This is a genomic window from Mycolicibacterium aichiense, from assembly GCF_010726245.1.
Classification (GTDB): Bacteria; Actinomycetota; Actinomycetes; order Mycobacteriales; family Mycobacteriaceae; genus Mycobacterium; species Mycobacterium aichiense.
On record NZ_AP022561.1, the window covers coordinates 402,697 to 417,917 of the forward strand.

17 protein-coding genes are annotated in these 15,221 nt (G+C 68.3%); 9 read left to right on the plus strand and 8 right to left on the minus strand.

What is annotated here, in order from left to right; genetic code table 11:
- The first annotated feature begins 12 nt into the window (after nt 1-12).
- Nucleotides 13-474, plus strand: a complete 462-nt coding sequence (locus G6N32_RS01870; protein WP_115317599.1) for an anthrone oxygenase family protein — start codon at nt 13-15, stop codon at nt 472-474.
- On the opposite strand, the gene G6N32_RS01875 is transcribed toward G6N32_RS01870, so the two are convergent.
- On the minus strand, nt 471-1,355 hold the full coding sequence (locus G6N32_RS01875; RefSeq protein ID WP_115317598.1) for an RDD family protein: 885 nt from the start codon (nt 1,353-1,355) through the stop codon (nt 471-473). The two genes, G6N32_RS01870 and G6N32_RS01875, sit on opposite strands and share 4 nt — an antisense overlap.
- 28 nt (nt 1,356-1,383) lie before the next feature.
- On the opposite strand from G6N32_RS01875, the gene G6N32_RS01880 reads away from it, so the two are divergent.
- On the plus strand, nt 1,384-2,376 hold the full coding sequence (locus G6N32_RS01880) for a stage II sporulation protein M (RefSeq protein WP_115317597.1): 993 nt from the start codon (nt 1,384-1,386) through the stop codon (nt 2,374-2,376).
- Between the two features lies 1 nt (nt 2,377).
- Here G6N32_RS01880 and G6N32_RS01885 read toward each other — a convergent pair whose 3' ends face one another.
- Genes G6N32_RS01885 through G6N32_RS01905 form a run of 5 tightly spaced genes read right to left on the minus strand, consistent with a single transcriptional unit; the run spans nt 2,378 to nt 7,718 of the window.
- Complete coding sequence (locus tag G6N32_RS01885; RefSeq protein ID WP_115317596.1) at nt 2,378-3,700, minus strand: DUF58 domain-containing protein; 1,323 nt, start codon at nt 3,698-3,700, stop codon at nt 2,378-2,380.
- On the minus strand, nt 3,700-4,683 hold the full coding sequence (locus G6N32_RS01890; RefSeq protein WP_115317595.1) for an AAA family ATPase: 984 nt from the start codon (nt 4,681-4,683) through the stop codon (nt 3,700-3,702). Before G6N32_RS01890 ends, G6N32_RS01885 begins: the two co-directional genes overlap by 1 nt.
- On the minus strand, nt 4,680-5,801 hold the full coding sequence (locus G6N32_RS01895; protein ID WP_115318896.1) for a DUF4350 domain-containing protein: 1,122 nt from the start codon (nt 5,799-5,801) through the stop codon (nt 4,680-4,682). The genes G6N32_RS01890 and G6N32_RS01895 overlap by 4 nt, the downstream gene beginning before the upstream one ends.
- Nucleotides 5,798-6,454, minus strand: a complete 657-nt coding sequence (locus G6N32_RS01900; protein ID WP_115318895.1) for a DUF4129 domain-containing protein — start codon at nt 6,452-6,454, stop codon at nt 5,798-5,800. Before G6N32_RS01900 ends, G6N32_RS01895 begins: the two co-directional genes overlap by 4 nt.
- Before the next feature lie 13 nt (nt 6,455-6,467).
- Nucleotides 6,468-7,718 carry a DUF7847 domain-containing protein gene (locus G6N32_RS01905; protein WP_410432842.1) on the minus strand — a complete coding sequence of 417 codons (1,251 nt, stop codon included), beginning with the start codon at nt 7,716-7,718 and terminating at the stop codon, nt 6,468-6,470.
- A gap of 93 nt (nt 7,719-7,811) precedes the next feature.
- Here G6N32_RS01905 and G6N32_RS01910 point away from each other — a divergent pair, with 93 nt between their 5' ends.
- From G6N32_RS01910 to G6N32_RS28420, 3 genes are all read left to right on the plus strand, one after another.
- Entirely contained in the window at nt 7,812-8,276 is a 465-nt protein-coding gene (locus G6N32_RS01910) for a GatB/YqeY domain-containing protein (protein ID WP_083120853.1), read from the plus strand.
- A gap of 36 nt (nt 8,277-8,312) precedes the next feature.
- Nucleotides 8,313-9,299 (plus strand): LLM class F420-dependent oxidoreductase, encoded by a 987-nt coding sequence (locus G6N32_RS01915; RefSeq protein ID WP_115317593.1) that lies wholly within the window; start codon nt 8,313-8,315, stop codon nt 9,297-9,299.
- A 107-nt stretch (nt 9,300-9,406) separates the two neighbouring features.
- Nucleotides 9,407-9,580, plus strand: a complete 174-nt coding sequence (locus G6N32_RS28420; RefSeq protein WP_170310573.1) for a hypothetical protein — start codon at nt 9,407-9,409, stop codon at nt 9,578-9,580.
- Here the strand turns inward: G6N32_RS28420 and G6N32_RS01920 are convergent.
- Nucleotides 9,577-10,275: a phosphodiesterase gene (locus G6N32_RS01920; RefSeq protein ID WP_115317592.1), complete on the minus strand. Its 699-nt coding sequence runs from the start codon at nt 10,273-10,275 to the stop codon at nt 9,577-9,579. The genes G6N32_RS28420 and G6N32_RS01920 overlap by 4 nt on opposite strands.
- Before the next feature lie 126 nt (nt 10,276-10,401).
- Here G6N32_RS01920 and G6N32_RS01925 point away from each other — a divergent pair, with 126 nt between their 5' ends.
- Entirely contained in the window at nt 10,402-11,097 is a 696-nt protein-coding gene (locus tag G6N32_RS01925; RefSeq protein ID WP_410432973.1) for a HemK2/MTQ2 family protein methyltransferase, read from the plus strand.
- Nucleotides 11,094-11,324, plus strand: coding sequence for a CDGSH iron-sulfur domain-containing protein (locus G6N32_RS01930; protein WP_232077445.1), 231 nt, complete (start codon nt 11,094-11,096; stop codon nt 11,322-11,324). Before G6N32_RS01925 ends, G6N32_RS01930 begins: the two co-directional genes overlap by 4 nt.
- Here the strand turns inward: G6N32_RS01930 and G6N32_RS01935 are convergent.
- On the minus strand, nt 11,301-12,323 hold the full coding sequence (locus tag G6N32_RS01935) for an iron-containing redox enzyme family protein (RefSeq protein WP_115317590.1): 1,023 nt from the start codon (nt 12,321-12,323) through the stop codon (nt 11,301-11,303). The two genes, G6N32_RS01930 and G6N32_RS01935, sit on opposite strands and share 24 nt — an antisense overlap.
- 209 nt (nt 12,324-12,532) lie before the next feature.
- On the opposite strand from G6N32_RS01935, the gene G6N32_RS01940 reads away from it, so the two are divergent.
- Together G6N32_RS01940 and G6N32_RS28535 are read left to right on the plus strand one after the other, a co-directional pair.
- Nucleotides 12,533-14,203: an FAD-binding dehydrogenase gene (locus G6N32_RS01940; RefSeq protein WP_115317589.1), complete on the plus strand. Its 1,671-nt coding sequence runs from the start codon at nt 12,533-12,535 to the stop codon at nt 14,201-14,203.
- 130 nt (nt 14,204-14,333) lie between these two features.
- A complete protein-coding gene (locus G6N32_RS28535; RefSeq protein WP_174901037.1) occupies nt 14,334-15,047 on the plus strand; it encodes a hypothetical protein in 714 nt (237 codons plus the stop codon).
- Nucleotides 15,048-15,221 lie beyond the last annotated feature (174 nt).

Here is a 15,221-nt window from a genome sequence, read left to right on the forward strand (position 1 = left end):
TCTACTGACAGCATGTCGAACTCTCCCGTCATCGTGCTGGCCACCGTCGCCGCGATCGCCGCTGCCGTCGTCGGCGGCGTCTTCTATGCCTTCTCCACGTTCGTGATGCGTGGCCTGGACCGAACGGAGTATCCCGATGCCGCCGCCGCAATGCGCGGCATCAACGCTGAGGCGGCGACCAACGGCCCGTTCTTGATCCTCTTCATGGGCTCGGCATTGGTTGCGGTCGTCGTGGGCGTCGCCGCCCTGACGCAATGGCGCCATCCGGGCAGCGGCTGGCTGGTGGTCGGGGCGGTGCTCGCGTTGGTGCCGTTCGTCGTGACGGTCGCGGTCAACGTGCCGCTGAACGACCGGCTGGCGGCCGGGTTGCCGTGGCAGGACTACTACCGGACGTGGACGCTGTGGAATCACGTGCGGACGGTCGGGGCGCTGGCCGGTTCGGTGCTGATGCTGATCGGCGTTCGGCTGCGCTAGCTGGGTGGTACGAACCCGTCAGTGCGGGGTGGGGGCGCCGGCGGCACGGGCCCCGGCGCCTGCGTGACCGGATATGACGGCGGCCCAGCAGGATACGACGGCGGCGGCCCGGCGGGGAAGTGCGGTGCAGGATCCGGCGGGCGGAGCCGAGTCAGCTCGCGGCGGTGCCGCTCGGCGAGCACGGCAGCCAGAATGTATTGCGGCGGCGTGCCCGGTGGCGGCGGAGGCGAAATGCGGCCTACGACGTCGACGGCGATGCGGAACGCCATATCGTCACGCACATAGGGATCCAATTCCGGTGCACGAGCCAGGAATTGGCGTGCCAGCTCAGCCTGCTCAGGGCCGAGCGCAGAGAGTTCCAACGAGGAAGCCCACCACGCCAGCGACGGAGGCATCACGGGCGGGGGCGGCATCTTCGGGCCGCGTTCACTGATCACCACGGTTCCGGCGAACACGTCACCGATACGTTTGCCCCGTGGCGAGACCAGGCTGCAGATCACCGCGGGTCCACCCATGAACATCCAGATCTCCACGAAACCCGCCAGTGCCCGAAACAGCGCCTGGCGGAACCGTTCCGGGCCGCCGTCGTCGGACACCACCCGAAGGCCCATCGCGATCTTGCCGAGTGTCCTTCCCCGCGTGGCAGTCTCGAAAACGACCGGGTAGCCGACCATCACCAGCACCGTGAAGATGATCAGAACCGCGGCGGACAGCGCCTCGTCGAACTGGGTGATCGTGGCGGCCCACAGCAGCACACCGATGACGTAGCCGACCAGGATGACCGCGATGTCGATGAGCGCACTGACGGCCCGCACCGGCAGTTGGGCGATCTGGACGTCGAGGACGACGGCGTCCCCGGTCACCACCGTCTCGGGCACCATAACGGTCCACGGTACTAGTGTCGGCCGGGTGGACGTCGACGCATTCGTGCTGGCCCACCAGGACACCTGGACTCGGCTCGAGCACCTGGTCAAGCGGCGCCGGCGCCTTTCCGGGCCGGAGGTGGACGAACTCGTCGAGCTCTATCAGCGGGTCTCGACGCATCTGTCGATGGTGCGTTCGGCCTCGTCGGACTCGGTTCTGGTGGGTCGGCTCTCCAGCCTGGTGGCGCGGGCCCGCGCGGCCGTCACCGGTGCGCACGCCCCCATGTGGCATGAGTTCGCCCGGTTCTGGACGGTGTCGTTCCCCGTGGTGGCCTACCGCGCATGGCGCTGGTGGCTGGCGACGGCCGTCGCGTTCTTCGCGGTGGCAACTGTCATCGGGATCTGGGTGGGCGGCAGCCCGGAGGTGCAGTCGGCGCTGAGCACACCGCAGGAGATCGACCATCTGATCAACCACGACTTCGCCTCGTACTACAGCGAGAACCCGGCAGGCTCGTTCGCCTTGCGAGTGTGGGTGAACAACTCCTGGGTGGCCGCGCAGTGCATCGGGTTCGCGATCCTGCTCGGCATCCCGATCCCGTGGGTGATCTTCCAGAACGCGGCCAACCTCGGCGTGGTCGGCGGCTTGATGATCCACGCGGGCAAAGCCGATGTGCTGTTCGGGCTGCTGATTCCGCACGGGCTGTTGGAGCTGACGGCGGTCTTCTTGGCCGGAGCGGTCGGCATGCGACTGGGGTGGACGGTCATCTCCCCGGGCGACCGGCCACGGGGACAGGCGCTTGCCGAGCAGGGCCGTGCGGTGGTCGCGGCGGCGGTCGGGCTCGCCGGGGTGCTGCTGGTGTCGGGGCTGATCGAGGCGCTGGTGACGCCGTCACCGCTGCCCACCTTCGTCCGAATCGGCATCGGAGTGGCCGCAGAGGCCGGATTCCTGGCGTATGTCGTGTACTTCGGCCGCAAAGCCAGCCGCGCTGGAGAAACCGGCGACGTCGAGGACGCCCCCGACGTCGTGCCGACGGGTTGAGCTACAAGCGGCCGGTGGCCTTCATCGACAGGTAGCGGTCGGCCAGGGCCGGCGCGAGATCCTCCGGCGCCGCGTCGACGACCTCGACACCGCTGTGCCGCAGTCGGCTGGCGATGCTGCGCCGGTCGTTGCGGGCCCGCTCGGCGGCAGCCGCGTCGTAAACCTGGGCAGCGTCGGCGCGACCGGCAGCCAGCTCGTCGACCCGCGGATCCGATACCGCGGCAACGATCACCTGGTGTTTGGCCGACAGCCGTGGGAGCACCGGCAGCAGCCCCTCATCGAGCGCAGAGGAGTTGAGGTCGGTCAGCAGCACCACCAGCGCGCGGCGGCGCACCCGGCGCTGGACGGCAGCCACCATCGCGGTCGCATCCGATTCGATCAGCGCCGGCTCCAGCGGCGCCATCGCCTCCACCAGGTGGGCCAGCAGCTCGGTGCGGGATGCGCCGAACACCGCTGCGCGAGTGAGCCGGTCGTGCGCCAGGAAGTCGACGTGGTCGCCCGCGCGCGATGCCAGCGCGCCCAGCAGCAGTGCGGCGTCCATCGACCAGTCCAGCCGTGGCCAGCCACCCGGGTCCCGGGCGGTGGGATCGACACCGACGCGCCCCGCCGACGTGCGGCCGGTGTCGAGCACGATCACCACACGCCGGTCCCGTTCGGGGCGCCAGGTGCGCACCACTACGTCGGCGCGGCGGGCGGTGGCGCGCCAGTCGATCGAGCGGACGTCGTCGCCGACGACATACTCGCGGAGCGAGTCGAATTCGGTGCCCTGGCCGCGGATCAGCACCGGCATCAGCCCGTCGATCTCCCGCAGCCGGGCCAGCCGGGACGGCAGATGCTTGCGCGACAGGAACGGCGGCAGGATCCGAACCTGCCCCGCGATCGGATGAGACCGCTGCCGCCCGGCGACACCCAGCGGCCCGATCGAGCGGACGGTGATCACCTCCGAGCGCAGATCGCCGCGGCGAACGGGCCGCAGAACAGTTGTGACGGTGCCGGTTTCAGCCGCTCGCAACGACAGTGCATGCGCGCGGGGTTCGGCGCAGGCGCTGGGCGGCCAGGCATCGCGCACCGCACCGCGGAACCGGCGGCCGCCGGTGTTGTGGATGTGGATGACGGCATCGACCGTCTGCCCCAGCCGCGCGGAGGTGTCGGGCTCGCGGGTCAGGCGCAGGGCCTGCGGACTTCCGGCGAGCGCCATGTCGAGGGCCACGATGAGCAGCAGCACGAGCAGTGCAACGATGAATGTCGTTGCCGGCCAGGGCGACAGCGTGATCGGGAGGGCGCCCAGCAGGGCGATCAGGCCGGCGCGTCCGGTGAGGACCACTAGCGCGGCACCGGCACCGCGGCCAGGATGCCGTCCAGCACGCCGTCGGGGGTAGCTCCTTCGAGTTCGGCCTCGGGGCGCAGCGCGATACGGTGCCGCAGCGTCGGCCGGGCCATGGCCTTGACGTCGTCGGGGGTCACGTATCCGCGTCCGGACAACCACGCCCAGGACCGCGCCGTGCCCAACAGGGCGGTCGCGCCGCGTGGTGACACACCGAGCTGCAGCGATGGGGAATTGCGGGTGGCGCCGACGATGTCGACGATGTAGGCCAACACCTCGTCGGCGATCAGCACCCGCTTGACCGCTTCGCGGCCCGCGGCCAGTTCGGCGGTGCCTGCCACCGGGCGGATGGCGCTCAGGTCGCGCGGATCGAATCCGTTCGCGTGCCGGGACAGGATCGCGATCTCCTGATCGCGCGGTGGCAGCGGGACATTCAGCTTCAGCAGGAACCGGTCGAGCTGCGCCTCGGGCAACTGATAGGTGCCTTCGTACTCGATCGGGTTCTGGGTGGCGGCCACGATGAACGGGTCCGGCAGTGGCCGCGGCTCACCGTCGACGCTGACTTGACGTTCCTCCATCGCCTCCAGCAGTGCGGCTTGGGTTTTCGGTGGGGTCCGGTTGATCTCGTCAGCGAGCATGAGGTTGGTGAACACCGGCCCTTCGTGGAACACGAACGCCGCGGTCTTGGCGTCGTACACCAGCGACCCGGTGACGTCACCCGGCATCAGGTCGGGGGTGAACTGAACCCGCTTGAAGTCCAGTTGCAGCGCGGCCGACATCGCCCGCACCAGAAGGGTTTTCGCCACGCCCGGAACTCCCTCCAGGAGAACGTGTCCGCGGCACAGCAGGGCGATCACCAGCCCGCTCACCACGGCGTCCTGGCCGACGACGGCTTTGGCGATCTCACCGCGCAGGGCAAGCAGAGCGCTGCGCGCCGCATCGTGCTCGGCGATGGGGGCGGGAGGCTGGGCAAAGTTCGTCACGACGTCGTGACCTGCCTTTCGATGTCATCGAGTGCGTTGGCTAGTTGGAGTAGATCGGTATCGGTCGACGGGGGAGGACCGAAAAGCAGGCGCTGCAGGGTGTTCGGGTCCCCCGCGTAGCGCTGGGCGACCGCAGATGTCACCGCCGCAGGAGAGGCGCTGGGGCCCAGGCCGAGTCGAGGTGCCAGCCGCTGCAGTGTCGCGGTGCGCAGAGCCTCGGCGGCCTGTCCGCGGGCTCGGCGAGACCTATAGAGCCGGGCGCGACCTTCGACGGTTTCGGACGCCCGCACCACCACCGGCAGTTTCTCGGCGACCAGCGGTCCCAACCGGCGGCCCTGCCAAACCGCCAGCAGCACCACCACCAGGCAGAGCTGCCACACCAACCAGTTGACCGCGTCGGGCATCAGATCGGTCAGCGATGAACCTTCTGCCCCTTCGCCTTCCGGCTTCTGCGGGGCATACCAGATCAGCCGTGGCCGGTCACCGGCCAGGTTCATCGCCAGCGCCGCGTTGCCTTCGCTGAGCAGGCCGCCGTTGGTCATGAAGTCCGCGCTGCCGACGACGGTGACGGTGCGTCCGCCGTCCTGATAGCGCACCACTGCGCCGCCGTAGCAGCGCGTCACATCGATGTCGCCGGCCTTCTCATAGGTGTCGGTGGCGCCCAATTGCACAGTGCCGGCGCGGGTCGCCTCGCGCAGATTGCACTCGGGCTCGGAGGTGAGCATGCTGGCACCGCCGAGGCGGACGTCGGCGGCCAGCGCCTGTCGAGCCCGGGAGGTGGGCTCCAGCACCAGCCGGTCTCCGGGGACATCGGCCAGCCGGGTCAGCAGATCCGCACCCCGGGTGTTGTAGGTCTCGGCCGCCAGCAGGAGGCTGTCCGGGCGGGCGGAGTTTTCGACATCGGCCACGGTGTCGGCGACGACGACGTCGACACCGCGGTCGCGCAGCAGGGCGACCAGGGCATGCGCCCCGTCGGGGCTGGTGGAATCCGGATCCATCCGGCCGCCCGGTCGCGGCGCGGTGAGGAACGCGCTGATCGCGGCGATCGCCGCGATCACGATCAGCGCCAAGGCAATCCAGCGTCCGGTACGCCACCGCTGGCCGAGGGTGGCGCTCACCGCAGCGGAGCCCACGTGTCGGCGACGACGGGAGCATCGCCGCCGTCGGAAGAGGCCGGGCCGGCGTGCCGGCGCAGGGCCTCGTCGAGGGCGGCGACCATCAGGTAGTCCGGTTCGGTGCCGGGTTGTTCTCCGTAGGTGACATCATTGAAAACCGTTGCCGCCCGGCGTAAGTCGCCGCCGAAAGCGGGCAGAAGCTCGCCGGCGTCCGCGGCGAGTTCGTTGGCGGTGCGACCCGGGACCGCGTTGAGCAGTCCGATCTCCTCGAGATGGCGGGCGACCGCGCGAAGCCGGTGCCGGATGGCGGCAGCCCAGTTACCCTGCGTCGCATACGCCTGCGCGGTGGCCCGGTGTTCGGCCGAGCTGAGTTCGCGCGTGCCGAACAGGCCCGCATCACCACCCCGCTTGGTGCGCATCGTCCGCCTGGCGATCCGCACCGCGACGATGAACGCCACCAGCACGACGATCGCCAGCACCGCGATGGTCAACCACCCGCCCGGGATGGAAGCCCCCTTGGCGATCACCCGATACAGCAGTTCCTGAAGCCACTCGTTGAGCCGGTCGGTCAACGATTCCTTCGGGTAGATCGGTTTGGCCAGCTCACGCTGGGCCGCGTCGTGAGCGGTCTCCCGGTCGATGTCGATGACAGGCATGGTGATCGGCGCGTCAGCGCCCCGGTGTGAGCCACAGATCGTCGGCGGCCCCGGTGTCCGCGGGCGCCGCGGTGGCACCGGTCTGCAGCACCAGATCGAACGCTTCCGCGCGGATGCGGGTGTCGGTGTACAGCAGCACCGTCACCCCTGCGGTGAAGGGTGCGACGATGATCTGTGCGATCGCACCGCCGATGGCCGTCAACGTCGTGGCAAGGATGATCGGTCCCGACGAGTCCGCTCCGAGAAGGAACACCTGTCCGGCGATGCTGAACGGGACGGCGACCGCTCCGGCGATGACCCCGGCCACCACCGACGCCAGCAGCCGGATGCCGAATATGCGCCAGAAGTGGTTGCGTACCAAGCCAAACGAGCGCCGGATGGCTGCCATGACCGGTTTACGCTCGAGCACCACAGCTGCCGGCGCGAACGACAGCGCGGTGTACAGGTAGACCAGCGCCGCGATCAGCCCGAGTACCAGCGGAATACCGACGATCACCGCTGCGGTGCCGTTGCCGGCCACCGCAACACCGGCGATGACCGCCACGACAACGCCGACCAGCACCAGGACGGCGAGGACTTCGATGGCGCTGAAGCCGATCAGCGCCCACAGTCTGCCGCGGAGGCGCTGCCATGCCTCGCCGACGGTGATCTTGGTGCCGAAGACGGCTCGGCCCACGACGACGGTGAGCATGCCGGACAGCAGAATTCCGGCCAGGGCGGTGGTCAGCCCGCTGGTCGCACTGGACGCCGCGGAACCCAGCATTGCCGGCGTGGACAGCTCCTCGCCGGTCTGGGCGCCCACCTTGCCCATCGAGAGCAGCGGACCCAGCTGCAGGATCAGTGCCAGCGCCTGAGTGATCACCACGACGACCGTCGTCAGGCCCAGCGTGGCCTTCGGGTTGGCGCGGATGTAGCCGACGGCGCCGTTGAAGATGTCGCTGAGCGACAGCGGCCGCAGCGGAATGATGCCTGGTTTGGCCGCCATCAGAAGCTGCGGGCCATAGCCGGGCGGTGGGAATCCCGGGGGGCCGTAGCCGGGCGGTGGGTAGCCCGGGGGTGGGTAGCCGGGCGGGGGATATCCGGGCGGCCCGTAGCCGGGCGGGGGATATCCGGGCGGCCCGTAGCCGGGCGGGGGATATCCCGGTGGCCCGTAGCCGGGCGGCGGGTAGCCCGGCGGCGGATATCCGGGCGGCGGGAAGGGCGGTTGACCAGGCCATCCCGGTGGCGGTCCTGGAGGTCCGGCAGGCGGTACCGTCACCGGCAACCGTCCCCGACGTCGTAGCTCATCAGCCCATCCTGTCGAGCGGCGAAGTATTTCTCAACGTCCTCGCCGTCCCGGGCGCGTAGCGTTTGCGCCATGGCGGAGCTCAAGGACCGGCTGAGATCGGACCTCACCGAAGCGATGAAGACCCAGGACAAGTTGCGTACCGCGACGCTGCGGCTGCTGCTCGCGGCGATCCAGACCGAGGAGGTCTCCGGCAAGCAGGCGCGGGATCTCTCCGACGAGGAGGTGCTGAAGGTCCTGGCGAGGGAGTCCAAGAAGCGCAGCGAGTCCGCCGAGATCTACACCCAGAACGGACGCGGCGAGCTGGCCGCCGAGGAACACGCCGAGGCCCGGATCATCGACGAGTACTTGCCGACTCCGCTGACCGACGCCGAGGTGGCCGATGTGGCCGACACCGCGATCGCCCAGGTGGCCGAGGAGATCGGTGAGCGCCCGTCGACCAAGCAGATGGGCCTGGTGATGAAGGCGGCCAACGCGATCGCCGCGGGCAAAGCCGACGGATCGCGGCTGTCCGCGGCGGTCAAAGCACGCTTGTAGTCGTTTCGGTCTCCGGCGTCGGGGTACTCGTCGCGCATGACGCGCTTCGGATACACCCTGATGACCGAGCAGAGCGGGCCCAAAGACCTTGTGCGCTACGCTGTTTCGGCTGAACAGGCAGGCTTCGACTTCGAAGTCTCCAGTGACCACTTCTCGCCCTGGCTGACCTCCCAGGGGCACGCACCCAATGCCTGGACGACGCTGGGCGCTGTCGCGCACGCGACCGAGCGGGTGGCGCTCTACACCTACGTCACGTGCCCGACGATGCGCTATCACCCCGCCGTGGTCGCGCAACAGGCCGCCACCCTGCAGATCCTGGCCGACGGGCGATTCACCCTCGGTCTGGGTTCCGGTGAGAACCTCAACGAACACGTCGTCGGCAAAGGGTGGCCGACGATCCAGCGGCGCCAGGACATGCTCAAAGAAGCGATCGTCGTGATTCGCGAGCTCTTGAGCGGCGAGCTCGTGGACCACAAGGGCGACTACTTCGAGGTCGATTCGGCACGGATATGGGACGTCCCCGACGAACCGGTCACCATCGGCGTCGCAATGTCGGGCGAGCGCTCGGTCGATGCCTTCGCGACGGTGAGTGACCATCTGATCGCCGTGGAACCCGACGGCAAACTGGTCGACGCCTGGCACCGGGCGCGCCAGGCCACCGGTCTGGCCGGTGGCGGGCGGATCATCGGGCAGATTCCGGTGTGTTGGGATCCCGACCGCGACGCCGCGATCCAGCGGGCGCACGACCAGTTCCGCTGGTTCGGCGGCGGCTGGGATGTCAACGCCGACTTGCCCACCCCGGCCGGGTTCGCCGGCGCCACCCAGTTCGTCAGACCGCAGGACGTTGCGGACAGCATTCCGTGCGGACCCGACCTGGACGCCATCGTGGAATCAGTCAAGAAGTACTGGGACGCCGGATTCACCGACATCGCGCTCGTGCAGATCGGTGACGAAGGGCAGGACGAATTCCTGGCGAAGGCGGCTGAACCCTTGTTGGCGAAGCTGCGGGACGCCGCACACTGATTGCACATCCCTTGGTCGCGCAGCGTTTGGCACCGAACAGCTAGGGCCGGCGTGATGCGGCCCACCAACGGGTTCAAACGAAAGGTGTCGGGGTAATCCCGCTGGTCATGACAGACCGCACCTCGGATGAAGAAGATCACGCCGACTACACCGACGACCACCAGGACGAGCCGCGTGGCGGACGGCCCGGTCCTGCGGACAAGGGCGGGCAAGGTGGGATGTCCACCCGCGAAGTGGCCCCTGACGTCGCCGCGTCGCCCGATCAGGAGCCGCCCGACTAGGACTCGGCGTCGCGTCCTTCTCGGCTGCTGCGGTACGCCTTGGCCCGGACGTTTCGCAACCATTCCGGCCAGACCTGTACGTCCGGTGCGCTGTGGCGGACCGGGTCGAACGAGACGTCATGCTCGGCGTGCTGGTTCAGCGGCACCACCTCGGTGAGCCGCAGGGTCGCCATCGGCTCGAATCCGCCGTTCCCGCGCGCTTGCTCGACGTCGAAGTCCAGGCCGTCGCCGTTGATCCGCTGGTGCACTGCCTGCAGTGACAATCCCGAGCCGCCGACGGGCGTGGTCAGGCGGGCGCGGATCCACCACAGTTCGTCCTCGTATCGCAGCGGCAGCAGGCTCGAATACACCGCCTCTGACCATGACGTCACCGCACGCAATGCCACCCGGTTGGGTACGAAGGCGCTCGCCCCGAACCCCGCAGACACCAGCAAGACGTCCCACGGGGTGGCAGCGAACGCGGCAGGGGGCATCCGCCAGGCCAGCCCAGCGGCATCCGGCAGGGCGCCGGGTGTGCCGAGAGCTTTGGAGACGCGCCCGACGATGTTGCCGGATTCGACCGGAAGACCTTCATGCGGTGGCGACAACCGCTCGATCGTGCCGTTGGCCAATACGCCGCTGGGATGGAAGAAACGGCGCTGCCGCAGTGCGGCGCCGGCGGCAATGGGAAGGGCTGCAAGATCGGAAGCTTTCACACCGAATGCCTTCCCGGTCGGTGGGGCGGGCAAACAACTCGCCGGGTTTAACGCCCCCGTAATGGGGCATGTATCTCGCAGCGCGGTGAGAAAACACGGGCGCGATCGACTGTCGAAAGGCCAATGTTGACCATTCTCTACCCCGACCTTGAAAGTTCGGTTGCAGCTGTTCCCGGCGTCTATGCGCCGCAACAGGATTCGCAGTTACTCATCGAAGCCATGACCATATTTGGCGCTGTCCCCGGTCGCCGTGTGGTTGATCTGTGCACTGGAAGCGGCGTGATCGCGATTTCGGCCGCGCAGCTGGGCGCCGATAGCGTCACCGCATTCGACATCTGCCCCAAGGCGGTTCGATGTGCCGCCGACAACGCCGAAGAGGCCGGTGTCGGAGTTGAAACGCGGCTGGGCACCTGGGGCGACGCCCTCGCAGCCGGTCCGTTCGATCTCGTCGTCTCCAATCCGCCTTATGTGCCAACGAGTCCCGATGCCCACCTTGAGGAGATCTCCGCCGAAGTGGGTCCGTCGACGGCCTGGAATGCCGGCGTCGACGGCCGCCAGGTTCTGAATCCGCTGTGTGACTCGGCCGCGGAATTCCTGAGCAACAATGGAACGATGCTGATCGTGCAGTCGGAGTTCTCGGACACCGATCAGTCGCTGAGCCGCTTGCGGTCCGCTGGTCTGGACGCGGACGTTGTTCTGCGTCAGGTCATTCCGTTCGGGCCGGTGCTGAGCGCCCGGGCGTCGTGGATGGAGAGGATCGGTATGCTGCCCGCCGGCAGGCGGGAGGAGGAAATCGTGGTGATTCGCGCGGAAAAGCGGTGAGCGACGACGAACCCCGGGTGGTCCGGATCGTCAGCGGCGGCCCCATGATGGTGCAGGGGCCGGTGCGGATCGAGATGCCCGACGGCTCCGTCGTCGAGTCCGACCGCTTCATGGTCGCGATCTGTATGTGCAAGCGCAGCAAGACCTATCCGCTGTGTGACACCAGTCATCGCCGTCGCCGGCGTACCGGCGACGGCGAGTCGTCAGCTGCTCAGCGGCCGGCGTAGCGAGCTGCGTCCGCCGGTCCAGCATCGCATCAGGTGATCGGCTAGCCGGTCCTCCACCACCAGGTGGGCCCGGATTCCGAAGATGACATCCCGCTCCAGCGCCGGCTCCCGGCTCACCAGATCGCCTACGACGTCGGTGCGGACCACCTGCTCGTGTACGGCGTCAGCCTCCACGTGCTCACGGTAAAACTGTGCACACGTGTCCGGCGCACCCATCCGCTCCATGGCATCGACCAGTCGACGCGACCCCGGCGACGAGGTGATCTCGGTGGAGGCGAAGTGTCCGATGGCAGCGCCCCGATACGCACGGTGCAGTCCGAACATCGACATCAGGTTCACCACGGTCAGCGACGCGGCGGGCACCGCGTCGATGTAGCCGAGGTAGCTCGCGTCGAGGCCAGCGGCGACCATCAGGTCGGCGAAGAGCTGCTGGTGCGCGTGATCGCTTCTGCCACCGCCGAATTCGTCGAACTCGATGGCCACGAACGCCGACTTGGCCAGTCCGGTCAGCCGGGGGATGGCCCACGCGTGCGGGTCGCCCTCTTTGAGGTGGTAGAGCGAGCGATGCACGAAGTACTCCTGCATCTGCTCCCAGGTGCCCTTGCTGCGCAGATAGTAGGACGGGCCGGTGCCGTCCGCCGGTTCGATCGTCAGCTTCGCCATCTCGGCGTCGGCCGTGTCTTCGGGACCGATGTCACCGACGTCGCGCTGCACAGCGGTCAGGAACGTCTCTTCGAGTTGGGCGCGCAGATACAGAAGTCCCGGGTTCCACTCCCAACCGGGATCGACTCCGGCAAACCCGCGGTAGTGCAGCTCGTAGCAGACGTAGAGCGCAAGCTGGATGTCGATGCCGTAAGGATCGGAGTCATGGAGCGATGCTTCGATCCGCTGCAGATAGTTGCGCGGCGCACGTTCGGTGAGAAGCTCGAGGACGGCCATCGATACCGGCCCACGAGCTTCAGGGAGGCGCGGTTCTACAACTATGGGAGCAAGCGTCACTGAAAGCTTGTCCCCGCAGAGGCGAGGAGCTAAACCCCGTCCGTCACTCCAGTTGCGGTTTTCCTTGTGTGAGCAAGCGGACACCGAGACGTCGCAGCGACCGGGGCCCAAACCCAGCGGAGCAGCCAGTGGCCGAGACCACCGATCGAAACTGATTTCCGGCATGGGGGGACGATAATCCTCTGTCGACACCGAAGGGTTCAGATCAAATGGACGCAGACGTCATCGTGATCGGCGCCGGCCTGGCCGGTTTGGTCGCCACCCACGAACTGACCAGCCGCGGTAAAAAGGTGCTGCTGCTCGACCAGGAGAACCAGGCCAACCTCGGCGGTCAGGCGTTCTGGTCGTTCGGTGGCCTGTTCTTGGTCGACACCCCCGAGCAGCGTCGGCTGGGTGTCAAGGACAGTCTCGAGCTCGCCTGGGGTGACTGGTCCGGAAGTGCGCAATTCGACCGGGTCGACGACGAGGACAGTTGGGCGGTGCGGTGGGCCCGCGCCTACGTCGACTTCGCCGCCGGTGAAAAACGCTCCTGGCTGCTGGGGCACGGCATCACGTTCCTGCCGACCGTCGGCTGGGCTGAGCGGGGTGACCTCCGCGCCGACGGGCACGGAAACTCGGTGCCGCGCTTCCACGTCGCCTGGGGCACCGGCACCGGCGTGGTCGAGCCGTTCGTCAACTCCGCACTGGCTGCCGCCGAGCGCGGCCTGGTGATCTTCCGGCACCGGCACCGGGTCGACGAACTGGTCATCGCGGACGGTGCCACAACCGGCGTGCGGGGCACGGTGCTGGCGCCTGACGACGCACCACGCGGTGCGCCGTCGAATCGGGATCGACTGGGCGACTTCGAATTTCATGCTCAGGCCGTAATCGTCACCACCGGTGGCATCGGTGGGAACCACGACATCGTGCGGCGCTACTGGCCGCAGCGGATGGGCACACCGCCCACGTCGATGATCACCGGTGTGCCGGCCTACGTCGACGGGCGGATGCTCGACATCGCCGCCGGCTCCGGCGTGCGCCTGGTCAACCGAGACCGGATGTGGCACTACACCGAAGGTGTGCAGAACTGGGATCCGATCTGGCCGAAGCACGCCATCCGGATTCTGCCGGGACCGTCATCGATGTGGTTCGACGCACTGGGCCGGCGGCTGCCCCAGCCGTACCTGCCCGGCTACGACACCCTGGGCACGCTGCGCTATCTGCGCACCACCCCGGAGATCGCCGGGTACGACCACAGCTGGTTCATCCTGACCCAGAAGATGATCGAGCGGGAGTTCGCCCTGTCGGGTTCCGAGCAGAACCCCGACATCACCGGCAAGGACCGCACCGGATTCCTCAAGGAGCGGTTGTTCAGCAAGGGTGCGCCGGCGCCGGTGGAGGCCTTCAAGCGCAACGGAGCGGACTTCGCGGTGGCCGACGGTCTCGACGAACTGGTGGCGAAGATGAATGCGCTCACCGACGAACCGCTGCTGGATGCCGGGCTGATTCGCCGACAGATCGAGTCGCGCGACCTGCAGATGGCAAACCCGTACTCCAAAGACGCTCAGGTGCAAGGCATTCGCAACTCTCGTCGCTACATCGGCGACCGCATCGGCCGGACCGCCGCACCGCACCGGATTCTCGACCCGGCCGCGGGGCCGCTGATCGGGGTGAAGCTGCACATCCTGACGCGAAAGACTCTCGGCGGTATCCAGACCGATCTGTCGTCGCGGGCCATCGGAACGGACGGCCAGCCGATCGACGGGCTGTACGCGGCGGGGGAGGTCGCCGGCTTCGGCGGCGGTGGCGTGCACGGATACAACGCATTGGAAGGAACGTTCCTCGGCGGCTGCCTGTTTTCCGGGCGTGCCGCGGGTCGGGCGGCCGCGACAGCACTGTGACGCCTGCATGACGGTGTTCCTGAACTGAGCTTTGTCACGTTGCTGGCCGGATTCCCGATAGCTTAGAAAAACGTAAGTGTCGGTTTATCGCCCAGCCCGATACTATGGCGCCATCAGGAAGGAGGCCGATATGAGCCTTCGTCATACATCGCTTCGAGCGGTGGCTGCGACTTCGTTGTCGCTGGGGACCTTGTTTGCGGCGGCCGGTACGGGTGCAGCCGCCCCCAGCGCGACGGCTGATCAGGGGTCGGATCTGCAGACGTACCTCGACAGCTTGACGAATACATACAACAACACCATCGGTCGTTCGGTGGACGAGGCCCGCCAGACCGCCCAGGACCAGGCCGCGCAGAACGTCGGGCTCGCCATCGGGGTGCCGATCGCCAATGGGGCGATCGGTGGTACTACCGCGGTGGCCGGCAGTGTGGGCTCTGCGCTGGTGTTCTCCGCTTTCCAGAGTGGCAACCCGCTCGCGGCCTTGACGGGCGCGGCGGCTCCGGCGGCAGCCGCGGTTCCTGCCGCAGCAGCGGTTCCGGCGGCAGCTGCGTTGCCGGCAGCGCCGGTGTTGCCTCCGCCTCCGGCGGCCCCCGCGCTGCCACCGCCACCCGCGGTTGCCGCGTTGCCGGCAGCTCCGGTGTTGCCTCCGCCACCGGCAGCCCCTGCGCTGCCGCCGCCACCGGCGCTCGGCCCGCTGCCTCCGCCGCCCGCGATCGGACCGCCGCCGCTGCCGCCGCCACCCGCGCTGCCGCCGCCGCCGTGGATTCCGTTCCTGCCGGGCTCGCCGCCGCTACCCGGCCCGCCCCCACTGCCGCCCCCGCCGGGGCTGCCGCCACCACCGTTCTGACGCGCAGCCGTTGAGGCTGGACCGTTCGCCGTATGAGCCGGCGAACGGTTTTTGCCTGTGCTCGCCTGGCCGGCCACGTCGACAAATCGCTTTGCGACCAGGGCAGTCCTGCTACGTTCGGCCTAACCACAGCGTCGTCGGGAGGTCGGGCCATGGCAGCAGGCGTGTTCGTCG